The 14,633-nt window shown below is 42.6% G+C and carries 11 protein-coding genes; all 11 read right to left on the bottom strand.

The features are described from left to right. Positions 1 to 88 precede the first annotated feature (88 nt). Positions 89 to 1,228, bottom strand: coding sequence for an acyl-CoA dehydrogenase family protein (locus MTBBW1_RS01375; RefSeq protein ID WP_080798075.1), 1,140 nt, complete (start codon positions 1,226 to 1,228; stop codon positions 89 to 91). 2 nt (positions 1,229 to 1,230) lie between these two features. Continuing rightward, positions 1,231 to 2,826 carry an ATP-binding protein gene (locus tag MTBBW1_RS01370; protein ID WP_080798073.1) on the bottom strand — a complete coding sequence of 532 codons (1,596 nt, stop codon included), beginning with the start codon at positions 2,824 to 2,826 and terminating at the stop codon, positions 1,231 to 1,233. A 27-nt stretch (positions 2,827 to 2,853) separates the two neighbouring features. Further along, positions 2,854 to 5,010, bottom strand: a complete 2,157-nt coding sequence (gene ligA / locus MTBBW1_RS01365; protein WP_080798071.1) for an NAD-dependent DNA ligase LigA — start codon at positions 5,008 to 5,010, stop codon at positions 2,854 to 2,856. Further along, on the bottom strand, positions 4,988 to 5,809 hold the full coding sequence (locus MTBBW1_RS01360; protein ID WP_080798069.1) for a nucleoside phosphorylase: 822 nt from the start codon (positions 5,807 to 5,809) through the stop codon (positions 4,988 to 4,990). The genes ligA and MTBBW1_RS01360 overlap by 23 nt, the downstream gene beginning before the upstream one ends. Beyond that, on the bottom strand, positions 5,778 to 6,038 hold the full coding sequence (locus tag MTBBW1_RS01355) for a hypothetical protein (protein WP_080798067.1): 261 nt from the start codon (positions 6,036 to 6,038) through the stop codon (positions 5,778 to 5,780). The genes MTBBW1_RS01360 and MTBBW1_RS01355 overlap by 32 nt, the downstream gene beginning before the upstream one ends. Positions 6,039 to 6,185: 147 nt before the next feature. Next, a complete protein-coding gene (glyS, locus tag MTBBW1_RS01350) occupies positions 6,186 to 8,285 on the bottom strand; it encodes a glycine--tRNA ligase subunit beta (RefSeq protein ID WP_080798062.1) in 2,100 nt (699 codons plus the stop codon). 2 nt (positions 8,286 to 8,287) lie between these two features. Next, a complete protein-coding gene (locus MTBBW1_RS01345) occupies positions 8,288 to 9,169 on the bottom strand; it encodes a glycine--tRNA ligase subunit alpha (RefSeq protein ID WP_080798060.1) in 882 nt (293 codons plus the stop codon). A gap of 100 nt (positions 9,170 to 9,269) precedes the next feature. Next, on the bottom strand, positions 9,270 to 10,313 hold the full coding sequence (locus tag MTBBW1_RS01340; RefSeq protein WP_080798057.1) for a RelA/SpoT domain-containing protein: 1,044 nt from the start codon (positions 10,311 to 10,313) through the stop codon (positions 9,270 to 9,272). Positions 10,314 to 10,483: 170 nt separating this feature from the next. Further along, entirely contained in the window at positions 10,484 to 11,581 is a 1,098-nt protein-coding gene (locus MTBBW1_RS01335) for a GHMP family kinase ATP-binding protein (RefSeq protein WP_080798055.1), read from the bottom strand. 183 nt (positions 11,582 to 11,764) lie between these two features. Then, positions 11,765 to 12,556, bottom strand: coding sequence for a DNA repair protein RecO (recO, locus tag MTBBW1_RS01330; RefSeq protein ID WP_080799655.1), 792 nt, complete (start codon positions 12,554 to 12,556; stop codon positions 11,765 to 11,767). A 433-nt stretch (positions 12,557 to 12,989) separates the two neighbouring features. Further along, positions 12,990 to 14,357: a magnesium transporter gene (gene mgtE / locus MTBBW1_RS01325; protein ID WP_245809210.1), complete on the bottom strand. Its 1,368-nt coding sequence runs from the start codon at positions 14,355 to 14,357 to the stop codon at positions 12,990 to 12,992. Positions 14,358 to 14,633: the final 276 nt, after the last annotated feature.

Genomic DNA, 14,633 nt, shown 5'->3' with positions numbered 1-14,633 from the left:
CTGTTTTTTCCGGTTGTGCATGATGAATCACAGATTTTACACAGACAACAATATTCAATGCCATATATATAATTCCTGTATTTTCGTTCTATGAAAGTAAATTTCTTGCAATTACAATGCGATGCACCTCACTGGTTCCTTCATAAATTCGGGTCACCCGAGCATCCCTGTAATAACGCTCCACAGGATAAGATTTTGAGTATCCATAACCACCGTGGATCTGCACTGCCATATCTGCTACCTGACATGCTGTTTCACTGGCCATAAGTTTTGCCATGGCTGCCTCTTTAGAAAACGGCTTACCCATATCCTTTAACAAAGCTGCCCGATAAACCATAAGGCGTGCTGCCTCAACCTTGGTTCCCATATCTGCAATCATGTTCTGTATAGACTGATGGTTTGCAATGGGTACCTTAAACTGAATTCGCTCCTTTGCATATTTGATACCCTCATCAAGGGAAGCCTGTGCAATTCCCACAGCCTGGGCTGCAATCCCGATTCGTCCGGTATCAAGTCCTGCAAGTCCTATTTTAAGGCCCATACCTTCTTTCGCAAGGAGATTTTCCTTTGGAATACGGCATTCGCTGAGACGGATAGAGGATACAGGATTGGCACGCATACCTGAAAGGTTTTCATTTTCTCCCACAACAAATCCAGGAGTCCCCTTTTCAGCCACAATAACACTGATTCCCCTGGAGCCGGCGGCTGGATCGGTTCTGACAAAAATAAGACAAGTCTCTGCAATACCGCCATTGGTGACAAACACCTTATTGGCATTGACGATGTAATGATCCCCATCCAAAATGGCGGTGGCTTCAATGGATGAGGCATCGGAACCGGCGTTAGGCTCGGTCAGGCAAAATGCCCCGATCTTTTTCCCAGAAGCCAAATCCGGAACAAAGCGCTCGTGCTGCTCTCGATTGCCAAAGGCAAGGAGAGGATACAGCGCCACGCTGTTGTGGACAGAGGCACACAAGCCAAGGGCAGCCGATGCATTGGAGAGCTCTTCTATGATAAGGGTATAACTCACCGTATCCATACCGGCTCCGCCCAGCTCCTTGGGTGCCTGGACGCCAAGATATCCAAGGGCTGCCATTTTCTCTACAACTTCCCAGGGGAATCGCTGTTCCTCGTCAATTTCCTTTGCAATCGGAATGATCTCACGCTGGGCAAAGGCTCTGACCGAGTGTCTGACAATTTGATGTTTTTCCGTTAAAAATATATCCATAATTACTCTTTGTTTGTATTTGTCATTTTTTCATATTTCCAGCCGGCAATATTATGTTTTTTGGTATCAAAATTGATTCCCATCAAGATAATATTTTTTCCGGTATGAAAATAGGGATCTGCGTAATTTTTTACCCGAATCTGTTCAATAGCCACATCCGCACTCTGATTACACTTGAATTCGATGATGAACACTTTCTCTTCAAATTCCATTACAAGGTCGATCCGCCCGACACAGGTCAGGACTTCGCTTTTGGCATCCACACCGGACGCACACACCATGAGATAAAAAATTGTATGAAAGTATGCTTCATCCCGCTTACTTTCCAGAGTATAGGGAATGGATGCATAAATGGCGGTCATGGTGTCAATAAACAGATCTAAATCTTCACGCTCAAGGTAGTCGGAGAGCATAACAAAACGGGAAGGCTCCTGTATGCCTCTGGTATGGGCATAAAACAGATTTTCAAGAAATGCTGTCTTGACTTCCTGGTTGGGATATCCAAAAGTATAAAGTCGCCCTCTTATATCCTTTATGGTCACATAACCTGTCTGAAACAGAAGAGCTTCGGGTTGCAGGCGTTCCAGTTCATATACGCTGAAAAGGGCTTCAGTGGCCTGCATGTTTTCAAGGGTTGGCAGATACCAGTTGTTTTCCTGCAAGAGATTCACCAGAAAGGTGGGAGTGCCTGTTTCAAACCAGTAGTACTTGAAATTCATATGATCCATGGCGTTGAGAACTGAAAAAGGATTGTAAACCTTACTGTTTTTATCTGAAAAACGATATCCGTTATAGTGCAGCTTCAATGTATTTGCAATATCAGCTTCAGGTATGCCACGTTCCTCGGAAAAACGGGTTATATAGGGTGCAAAGCAGGTTTGAAGCTCTTCCTGGGTATATCCGAGCATCTCTGCATAGGCTTCGACCATGGTTATATCTTTAAGGTTGTTAAGTTCCGAAAAAATGGAAACCCTGCTAAATTTGGAAACCCCTGTGATAAATACAAAACGCAGGAGAGGTGCAACCTCGCCACCTTTTAGTACACCGAAGAAGGCTTTCAGAATTTCCCGGTTGGTTTTGGCAATATTGAGTGCACCCTCCCCTTTTCCCAGGTGGTCGATCAGGGGTTTGTCATATTCGTCAATCAAGATCACCACAGGTTTTCCGGTTTTTTTATGAAGGGAAACGATCAAGTTTTTAAATTGATCTTTCAGCAGGGAACTCGTCAACTGAATCTCATTTATCAATGCTTGATTTTCAATATGCCATTTCAAACTTACTTTCAAATTTTCCGATGTGTCATGGCTGATTTCATTAAAATCAATAAAAATTACCGGATGGCTGTCCCATTTCCAATCCACATTCGCTTCATCTGTAATCCAGAGTCCTTTAAAAAGTTCTTTTTTCCCCTGAAACAGGCATTTCAGAGTAGAAATGGTCAGGGATTTCCCGAACCTTCTGGGGCGGGATAAAAAATAATACTTACCCTCATCAATCAATTGATAAATATGTCGGGTTTTATCCACGTAAAGATATTTATTTTGACGAATGCTTTCAAAAGATGAATCTCCTGTGGGCAGATTTGGAAGTTTATTCATTGAATGCTCCTTTTCCTTATCTTTCGGTCAAGTATTCTCCAGCATTGACATCAAGGTCTGCTCATCAATGACCGTTACCCCAAGACTCCTTGCTTTATCAAGTTTGCTGCCACTGGACTCCCCGGCCACAAGATAATCTGTTTTTGAACTGACACTTCCCGTGACCTTTGCACCGGCCTGCTGGAGACGCTCCTTTGCTTCAGCCCGGGTCAAACTGGAAAGCGTTCCTGTTAACACAAAGATTTTGCCCTGCGCCCTATTCTCTTCAGCCTTATTATTTGCACTTTCTACTTCATCATCACCTTTTCCCTTTTGTTCCTGTTTTTCAGTGCTTCCGATTTGGTCATCAACCGGCAGAACAGTGACACCGTTTTGCATCAACTTACCGATCAGGGCAAGGTTATCGGCATGGCTGAAAAAATCATGAACTGCCCCAGCTGTTTTAGGGCCTATGCCGTCGATGGCCTCCATCTCTTCCTTTGTGGCGTTCATTACCCTGTCAAGGGTTTTAAATGTTTGGCTCAGAAGAAGTGCGGCACTCTCTCCTGTATGGTCAATACCTAAGGCATAGATAAGGCGTTTCAGTGGAACTTCTTTTGATTTTTCAAGGGCATTGAGAATATTGTCAGCCGATTTGCTACCCATGCGTTCCATGGCGGCAAGTTCCACTTTTTCAAGGGAAAAGAGATCTGCAAAGGAGGTAATGATCTCTCTTTCCACCAACTGCTCCACCAGTTTTTTTCCAAGACCATCAACATCAAAGGCAGCTTTTGATACAAAGTGCTTGATCCGCTCTTTCAGTTGCGCCCTGCATGAGGCATTTATGCACTTGATCGCTGCCTCATCCTCCATCCTGTGAACTTCACTGTTGCAGACAGGACATTTTGATGGCATGACAAATGGAGTTTCGGTGCCTGTGCGATTGGCTTCAATGACCTTGACCACCTTGGGAATAACATCTCCGGCACGTATAACCACAACAGTGTCCCCTACCCTCACATCCTTGCGTTGAATTTCATCCATATTGTGAAGAGTTGCCCTTGAAACTGTAACTCCGCCGATATTTACAGGTTCAAGCAGTGCCACCGGTGTCAGCGTACCTGTTCTTCCCACCTGGACAATGATATCCTTAACAACTGTTGTCTCTTCAGTTGCCTGAAACTTGTAGGCAATGGCCCACCTGGGGCTTCTGGATTTCACACCAAGTTCTTGTTGTAATGCAAGATCATCTACCTTGATGACCACTCCGTCGATTTCGTATGGGAGAGAGTCCCGCTGTGCTTCAAGCTTACGGTAATAATCAATGGCCTGTTGCAGAGTAACTTTTTCCCGAATCAGGGGATTTACTGGAAATCCAAATGATGCAAGAGTACGCAGCATCTCAGAATGGGATGCCATTGTAGTGTACCCTGTTTCTGTTTTCATGGACATGCCCTCCACAAGCCCTGTTCCATAGACAAACATGGATAGTGGTCTGGCTGCCGTGACCCTTGAATCCAATTGCCTCAATGACCCTGCTGCAGCATTTCTGGGATTGGCAAACAGATATTCTCCTTTTTCCAGACGGGATTGATTGAGATTTTCAAAATCCTTACGGTTGATGATCACCTCACCTCTCACCTCAAGAAGAGTGGGAAATTCAGGCTCCATGGCATGTTGGTCTTTGCCCATTCCAGGGGTTTTTAGTTTTAAAGGAATGGAACGTATGGTGCGTACATTTTCTGTGACAACTTCACCTATTATGCCGTCTCCACGGGTGGTGGCAAGGGTCAATATGCCATACTCATATCTTAATTCAACGGCAACTCCGTCCAATTTGGGTTCCACTGTGTATAGGATTTCATAGGAATCCCTCTCAATAAGTTTTGCAATACGGTTATGAAAATCTGTAAGTTCTCCGTCATTGAAGGCATTATCAAGCCCCAGCATGGGAATGGCATGGGGAGCGGTTTCAAAAAGTTCAATCGGGGGAGCACCGACTCGTTTTGTTGGGGAATCCGGGGTGGAAAGATGGGGATGGGAAGCCTCGATCTCAAGTAGCCTTGCCATTTTTTTATCAAACTCTGAATCGGATATCTGAGGGGCATCCAGAACATGATATAGATAGTTGTGGTGGGTCAACTCCTGTTGAAGCTGAGCAGCTTCGGATGCAAGGGAGGTTTTATTGTCGTAATTTTTCATCATAGAATGGATTCCGGTGAAAATCATTAAGAATCATATCCAACACCTTCCTGCGGGACTCTTTAAAGCGTTTTGCCTTGAATCCAGGTTCCCACTCTTCTTTGGAAAGAGTATCGGATACAATCAGAATTGAAGCCAGATCAATCTTACGGTACCGAGCCACAGCAAAAAGGGCAGAACACTCCATCTCTACGGCCACAGCACCCATCTTAGCGAAGAAATCAACCTTCCTGCGGGTCTCACGGTAAATGGCGTCAGTTGTCCATACTTTTCCGGTTTTACATTCAATGCCGTGCTCTTCAAGGGAAGCTTTCAAGGTTTGAGAAAGAGTCGAAGATGGCCATACTGTGGGGAAATCAGAAACTTTTTTTAAACCATTCCCACAAAATTTTTCACAATCATCACTTTGAGGCATTTCCATGTAATTTCTGGATGTTCCCTCATCGGATATTGCAGAGTCAGGAATCAAGATGTCCCCTGCCCTCAAATCATCTGAAAGTGAGCCGCACCACCCAACCACCACAACACGGGAAGCCCCTTTGGTAATGAGGGACTCAAGAATCATGGCAGCAGATGGAGAACCAAGATAAGGGCCAGCAACTGTCGCATCGTTTTTTAGTGTAAATAGTCGGCCTAAAAAAAAAGGCACACACCGTTTGTCAGCGGAATTTGCCTCAAGATACCTGACATCAGGTTCGGTGCTTACCATAAAGGCAAACTGACCGATGTCAGGTGCATATCTTGCTCCCAAAGGAGGGATCAATGAGTCATCATTCAGGTCCGACCAGGTCGGAAAGCTCATCTTTTACCTCATCTATGATGTCATAAATCCACATTACATCTTCAATGCTTAGACGACCTGCCTTGGAGGGTACACGGTCTGTACCATCTTTTTTCTTGAGTATTCTGGGGCCTATCTGAAGTTTAGGCTCTCCATCTGCATACTGATGAATAGAAATCATAAGACCTGTCTCTTCACATTTCCATTCATTCAGGGTTTTATCTTTTTCAGGATCATATCCTCCTGCCATTGCAACGACTCCTTTTGATAGTGTTTTTGGGCATTCTTCATATTCCCCCAAAAGTATTTTACACTTTTTTGTGATAGACTCCTGACACTCAGTGTTTTATCTCCGGAAAGTGTAAACTGGGAAATAAAGGATGCTTTGTTTTTGTCTTTATATTTGTGAAAAATCAGCAATATTTTCAAAAATGGCTGCCACGGCTGAAAGTAGTGCAATCCTGTTTTTTCTTACAGCTTTGTCATCAACCATAACCATAACATCATCAAAAAAATGATCCACATCAGGGCGAATGGCAGCAATCTCCTTTAGTGCTGCATCGTAATTGCCATTTTTTGTTAACTCATTTACCCTGCTTGCTACGCCTGTACAGGCACTGTACAATTTTTTTTCTGCTCCGTTTTCAAAAAGCCCGTCATTAACTTCAGGAAGTTCTTCAAGGTCAGCTTTTTTCAAAATATTTACAACCCTCTTGAATGCGGCTGAAAGAGGCTCAAAATCAGGAGCCTTCCTGAGAAGATCCAGAGCCTTTACCCTTAGAAGGGTATCAGGGAGATTATCACAGGATACAGAGATTGCTGAAGCTACAGCTTCCCTTGTATAACCCTGCTCCACAAGCATATTTGTCATCCTTGTCTTGATAAAACCAATGATATTTTCAACAATTTGAGCCTGTTTCTTTTTGTCAGCAACATAAATTGTCTTTTTGTCAGAAAAATAGAGAGCAACAGATTTTTCAACAAGAACTTTAAGGGAAAATGTAAAACCTGAGTCCAGCATTATTTGAAGGATACCAATGCTTTGACGTCTCAGTGCATAGGGATCAGATGCTCCTGTTGGAACAAGGTCAATTGCAAAACATCCGCAGATGGTATCTATCTTGTCAGCAATGGCAAGAAGCCTTCCTGTAAGGGTTTCTGGAAGTTGCCCCCCTGAATGTGTGGGTCTGTAGTGCTCTTCAATTGCCCTTGCAACCTCTGCTGTTTCTCCTCCCTTTTCAGCATATCTTCTTCCGATAATGCCCTGAAGGTTTGTAAATTCTATAACCATCTGGCTTACAAGGTCAGCTTTGCAAAGCTCTGCTGCACGTATGAGATCGGCTTTCAGGGCAGAAATTTCTGCGTTTTCAGGAAGCTCTGCCAGTAAAGAGACAAGCTGAACAAGGCGTTCTCTTTTTTCAAACATTGATCCAAGCTGGGCATGGAAAGTGACTTTTTTAAGTTTTTCGGCAAACTTATCCATGGTGGATTCAAGATCTACCTTATAGAAAAATTTTGCATCGGAAAGACGAGCTCTCAATACTTTTTCATGACCCTTTGCAACAATATTCATATCCCTTGTACGGGTGTTGTTAACAGCAATAAAACAGGGTTTGAGGCTGCCTTTATCATCCACAAGGGAGAAGTATTTCTGATGCTCCCTCATTGCAGTTATCAAAACCTCGTCAGGTACTTCAAGAAACTCGTCATCAAATTTGCCCAGTACCGGAAAGGGATATTCCACCAGATTACATACAATATCAATAAGGTTTTCATCTGCAAGCACCTTACTGTTGTTTTCTTTAGCAACTGATTCGATTTTTTCCCGCATTAGCTGCTTTCTCTCATCCATGTCAACAATTACACCTGCATCCCTTAAGACTTTCGTGTATTCTGAAGGGTTTGCAACCTTGAACCGCCCTGGATGCATGAATGGATGTCCAAACGTTTCGTTGGATGATCGAATATCTTCCAGCCTGAAATCAAGAACTGTTTCACCGAGAAGAGCCATAAGTGAGATGATTGGACGGGCAAAGCTTATGCTGAAATCTCCCCATCTCATGCTCTTTGGAAATGGAATTCCAAGAATAAGCTCGGGCAGCATTGCTTCAATGATGGTTGCAGAGACTTCGCACTTTTCTGTCTTTATGGCACTGAGATATTGACCTTTAGGAGTATCCACAATCTTTATTTCATCTACCTTGACTCCGGCTTTTTCAGCAAATTTTTCAGCAGCAATTGTTGGATTGCCATTCTTATCAAAACCTGCGCTTGCAGGAGGGCCTGTAATTGTTACAGTTTCAGCCTGCTGCATCTCTCCTACATCCTTTACCATCAGGGCAAGGCGACGTGGTGTACCAAAGCACTTTGCATCTCCATACTCAATTCGGTTTTTTTCAAGGGCTTTAAGCACGCTTTCCCTGAAAGCATCAAGGGCTGGAACAATATATCCGGCGGGAATCTCTTCAGCACCGATCTCTATTAACAAATCACTCATGATTACACCTGTTTTTCATCTCTTAAAAGTGGATATCCAAGTGCTTCCCTCTGTGCCACATAGGCTTTGGCGCACTCCCTTGCAATATTACGGATTCTTCCGATATATCCGGTACGCTCGGTTACACTTATGGCTCCCCTTGCGTCCAGGAGGTTGAATGTATGGGAACATTTAAGGCAGAATTCATAGGCAGGCAGAACAAAACCCTGTTTGACAATACGATGTGCTTCTGTCTCATATTTTTTGAAAAGATCAAAAAGCATTTCAATATCTGCCACTTCAAAGTTAAAACGTGACTGTTCAACCTCCTGCTGATGATAGACATCCCCGTAGGTTATGGTATCATTCCATTTAAGGTCATATACATTATCAACGCCCTGGAGATACATGCAGAGCCTCTCAAGACCATAGGTAAGCTCCACCGATACAGGCTTCAGCTCAAGACTTCCTGCCATCTGAAAATATGTGAACTGGGTTACTTCCATGCCATCTAACCAAACCTCCCAGCCAAGACCAGATGCACCAAGTGTCGGAGATTCCCAGTCATCTTCAACAAACCGGATATCATGATCCATGGGGTCAATTCCTATAACTTTCAGGCTGTCAAGGAACTGCTGCTGCACATCAGGCGGAGAAGGTTTCAACAATACCTGATACTGGTAATAGTGTTGAAGGCGGTTGGGGTTTTCACCATACCGGCCGTCTGTTGGGCGCCGAGAAGGCTGAACATAGGCTGTTTTCCATGGCTCCGGGCCAAGTGATTTGAGGAGGGTCGCATGATGAAAAGTTCCTGCTCCTACCTCCTCGTCATAGGACTGTATTAACACACATCCCTTGTCTGCCCAGAATTTCTGTAAATTTAGGATTACATCTTGAAAATTCATTTTTTATCTCGCTTCTGTCATTTTTTGTTGCGGATAACTTTAATCAAAGTTACCCATTATATTTTTTATTTTCAGTATTCAATGAAAAATAAAATGCTGGTTAGCTTTTTGAAATTTCATCAAGCTTTCTCAATTGATTGATAAATTCTCCTGTATCCAGAAAATAATTGGGATAGGCACGGCGAAGATTATCAACAGAGCCTGCGGAAACAAGTACTACCTGAAGATTTTCTCCCATAGAGATACGTTTTTCGTATTTGGCATATTCTCTGTTTGCTGTTTCAAGATATCTTCGTGAATATGTCTGGACTGAAACAATCTTTTGGTCAAGGTCAAGTATGATAAGATGGTAAGAACCCTGTTTTTTTTCTATGCGAATCCTTTTGGCTACTATCGAAAATGCCTGTAATCTATCGTAAATACATAGCCTTTCTGCCTCATTTAAAGTTTCAGAATATATGTCTTCCCTGCTTTTTCCTTTATAGCCGGGAACAGGCGGGGTATTTTCCAGATAAGCAAAAGCACAGCCGGTTAAAGAAAAAAAATTTAGCCACTCTTGCGGCCCCTCGCTTGACTTCAGTGCATACTCCAGAAATGTTCCCATTGTCTCCACAGCGGTTGCCCAATAATGCTGTAATTTTGACCGGATTTGCAATTCTATATGCAGTCCGTTGTATTCGGGAGCTTTACTGTTACTATATTTATACACAAGATGTATGCTTCTATATCCTGATTCTTTAGGGTTGCTGATATAATCTTTTATTGAAACTAGATCATGATTAAACCTGCTTTTTCTGTAATTTTTTTCAAGTTCACGGACTTTCTCCATATCTGATACAACAGATCTTAATCCCCCTATGTCCTGCATCCGAGCCAGTTTCATTGATCTGAAGCGTTTGAGCTTGCTGATAATTGAAGGCATCCGTTTCAATCGCTGGGCCACAAGGGCATCTTTATCAACAGCTTTCAACTTATTACGCAGAGTCGCCTGAAAGGTATTTATCGGATATCCATGACATGACCGCCAATTATCTAAAACATCATATGCCCACATCCATTCGTTCATCGAAGGGTTATCTTTTATCAGGATCTCTCCTGCCTTATTAACTTGTGATTTAGAGTACTTAGGTGTGGATAAAACCATAATTATTTTCTTTTATAGATTAGTCATTATATCGATTTTAGCTAAGTGTCTGACCAACTAAGGGATGAAATTTTTACAATTTACCCATTTCCATAATACAGACCCATTCAATCTGATAATATGTATATTTTAAAATGGGAATGTTATTTCGTGCTCATTCTTTAAGGTACTTAAAAATCGGTCAAAATCCCCTGAAAATCAATCGCTGTATAAAGTAAACCGCCGATTTCTTCATCGTTACTTGAGGATTGGGGTGTATTATCTTTTGTATTATATTTAGTATGGGTTATGTCTTTCCACTCTTCCTTGAGAGCTTGAATGGATTCTGACTCTCCTATTGCCCAGAGACAACCACCACCTCCGGCACCGGTAAATCTTGCTCCGCATTCTCTTTTTGAGGCTGCTTCAAAAAATTGCCTGCCTGTATGATCAAGGACATCGGGTGTCATCTCCATTCTTATTCGGGTCTCCTTGTTCATCAACTCAGCAGCCCGGCTGTAATTCCGGTTTTTAAAAGCATCAACAAACATGTGTGTTATATTAATGATATCTCTCCATTTATCACGATCCTCTCCTGAAAGAAACCGGTTCACCCATCTTTTGTTGATATCACTTGAAACATGGGGAATACCGCAGTAAGCAACAAGTATGTGATTGTTTATATCATCACATGAATATCCTTCTGAAGCTCCTTCGGAAATATTTTCCCTGATAAACTGCACGCCACGGCTGTCCATTGTCCAGTGCCAGAAGTTGATCCCCCCCCAGGCCGCAGCCAATTGATCTTGTAACCCGCAGGGAACTCCTGCAACACTGGATTCAATATAGTGGGCAAGCAGCGCCGCATGTGAAGGCTCTACATTTTTTCCCATGGCAGTTAAAAAAGCTCCAATCATGGCAACTGCCGCTGCTGAAGATCCACCCAGAGCACTTCTTGGCGGGGATGCGGATTCAATATGAACATGAACTCCGTGTCCGTTAAAATAACGAACCACAGCAAACATCAAACCCATTGAATGTTTAAATGGTGCAAGTTCCGCCTCAAATTCGGCTCCCTCAAACCCCCTTGAAGTGATTTTTATGTGATTATCTTTCCAGGGATACAAAGTGACTGTTGTTCTCATATTAAGGGCAATATTGAATGTTGCCGGATCAAGATGGGCAAGCGGCAGGAAAAATGTGCTTATATCCAGAGTACCTCCGAGATCAATACGGCATGGTACCGACGCTTTTACAGGCTGTTTTTCAAGAATTTTTCTGAAGTTCATGTTTCAAATAACCCCTCATGATAGCGATGGCATCACAACGATGCATGAAAGTCTTTAAGAAAAAATTCGGCATCCTTCATATGATCTCAAAAGTACTTTACACTCTTTTGTGAGAGGTTCACGCCATTCAGAGTTGTCTCTCCGGAAAGTGTAAACTGAAAAATGAAGCATGCCAAAAAGTCTTTAAGAAAAAGATCGTCTGATGCGTTTCAGGAATATCAAACTTCTCAGATTCCTGCCAATATGACAGGGAATAAATCCTTCAAGAAGATTTTCTCCCTCCCTTAAGGCATTGACTGAAAACTTAAGTCTCTCTGCCCGTCTTATATCATTGGTATTCATCCAGGAGAGTTGTTTTAATGTCCCTTTTGAAACCAAAACGCCGTTCTCATCACCAGAGATATCCCTGCTTGAACAGCATTTATTACAAACAAGTTTTCCTGCTTTTAAATCAAATATCACCATCTGCTGGTGAATTTCATCAAGTGACACACCGCAATCGCCGCAACTTGTGATATTGGGTGTAAATCCGGATATGGCCATAAACCGAATCTGGAAAAGCAGGCTCAGTACCTCTGCCGGAATATGGCCGGCATTCAGGCTTTCCAGAACATAGTATATAAGCTCATAAAGATCATCATCCGGCCTGCCCTCTTCCATCCATGAATTTATCATCTCAAGCCAGTAACTTGCATAACCTGTCTTTGTGGCACATGTGCGTATATGGGCAAAAGGGTTTTCAAGCTCCAGGCCATTTAATATCGGGAGGGCATTTTTCCTTTTAGGCCACGAACACTCAATATTCATTGCAATAAAGGGATCCAGTGCACCTGCAAACCTTTTCATACTCTTTTTTGCATTTTTGGCCATAACAGATATTTTGCCCATGGAACGGGTAAAGTAGGTGATTATTAAATCGTAATCACCATACTCTATACGCTTCAGAAGAATGGCATCAGTTGAAAATGATTTCATCGCAGACTCTCTTCTTGAGATCTTAAATTTTACAGTGGAAATTGGGGCATGTTTCATATTACCCCAAAAGTAGTTTACACTTTTTTTGATCTCAATCCCTAAAAATGGGGATAGTGATAGGGAAAGTGTAAACTGATTAATGAAACTTGCCGAAATTGGCCATCCTTCATTTGCCGGTTTACACTTTTTCAATGGCAAAATAACCCAACGGTAAAGACGCAACGGTAAAGACGCAACGGTAAAAACGCAACGGTAAAGACGCAACGGTAAAAACGCAACGGTAAAGACGCAACGGTAGAGACGCAATGCATTGCGTCTCTACTCCAGACAAGAAGTGTAAACTACTTAAATCTGATATGAAGTATGCCGGACATTGATACAATTTTCCTTATTCGGGGGTGGCCGAAATCTCATTTGACTATGAGGGTTAAGGTTAGATTCCCAGTAACAATGTTGCAATCATGAAGTAACAATAAACACTTACAATATCCACAGAGGTTGTGACAAACGGTCCTGTAGCAACCGCAGGATCAATGTTGACTTTTTCAAAAAGCATTGGAACAAGAGAGCCCACAAGGGCGGCAACAGACATGGAGGATATAACAGCAAGACATACGGAAATGGAGAGCTGAAGGGAGAGAGGTTCTGAAAAAAAACGAATTTTTGCCACAACCCCTATAAAAAGCCCATAAACAAGTCCAAGTATTATTCCGATGGCAAGTTCCTTTGATACAACCGACCACAAGTCCCTTGTATTTATTCTACCGGTGGCAATACCACGGACAACTATGGTTGAAGATTGTGTTCCTATATTACCACCCATACCCATGATAACAGGAATAAATGCCGCAAGATAGGCGTATTTTTCAAGACTTGCCTCAAAACCACCTATTATGAAAAAAGCGGCAAGCCCCCCAAGAAAACTTGTAAAAAGCCATGGAAGACGAATTCTGGTTCCCCTGAAGATTGTCTGGGTTTCAATATAGTCTTCACCAACACCTGCCATTTTAAGAATATCAACGGTTGCCTCTTCACTTATAATATCAATGACATCATCAACTGTTACAATACCCACAAGGCGATTATCATCATCAACAACCGGAACCGCAAGATAGTCATAGCGTGCAACAATCTCTGCCACATCTTCACGATCTGTATAGGTATTGACAGAGACAATATCCGTTGCCATAAACTCCTTTAAAGGTTTTTGGGGATGAACCACCACAAGCTGCCGGAGTGAACACACCCCCACAAGTTTGCCATATTCATCCACAACGTAGATGTAAAAAGGCATCTCAACATCTGCATAGTCATTCTGAAGAGCGCTTATAACATCACTTGCCCCCATATTTTCCTTGATTGCAATGAAATCAGGCACCATTATGCTTCCTGCCGTGTCCTCTCCATAGCTCATGAGGTGCTCAACTTCCAGGGAGTCCTCATTTTTCATCTTTTCAAGGATTGCGTCTGCAAGCTCCTCCTCAAGATATCCAAGAAGCTCGACCACATCATCAGCAGCCATATTCTCAAAGATTTCAACAATCACTTTAAGATCAAGCTGGGCAATCAGCTCCAGGAAAATGCTCTCTTCAAGCTCTGAAAGAAGAACGCCCTTCTGTTCAGGGTCTGTCATCAGATTAAACATTTTCAGGCGGTTGTTTTTTGAAAGTTCCCTGAAGACAAGAGAGAGATCAGCGGCATGGGTTTTTTTTATGATTTTCTGCAATGATTTGGTTGCACCCCGCCTAAGAAGACGCTTTATACTGTCAGCAAGTATTACATTTTTATCTTTTTGCATCATCGTTTCCCTCTTTTATTTTTCAACCCCTTATAATTCTACTTTGTTAGCTTATCTTAGCTTCCTATTTTTGGTGTCTGAATCAGGATGCCCAGGATGTTCAGGATTAACAAGATTTGCATAATGGCCTTTTATCCTGTGAATCCTGACTATCCTGATTCAGACAATTTAAGAAGACAACAAAGTAGAAATAATCAAATAGTTAAAGACTTAGGAATGAGTCTGAAATAACTTTCCCAAACTCCCCCTCTCCAGTGATGGAGAGGGGGCTGGGGGGCA

The sequence above is a fragment of the Desulfamplus magnetovallimortis genome, assembly GCF_900170035.1.
Lineage (GTDB): Bacteria > Desulfobacterota > Desulfobacteria > Desulfobacterales > Desulfobacteraceae > Desulfamplus > Desulfamplus magnetovallimortis.
The sequence above is the reverse complement of the archived record's forward strand: the minus strand, read 5'-3'. Positions and strand labels throughout refer to the sequence as shown.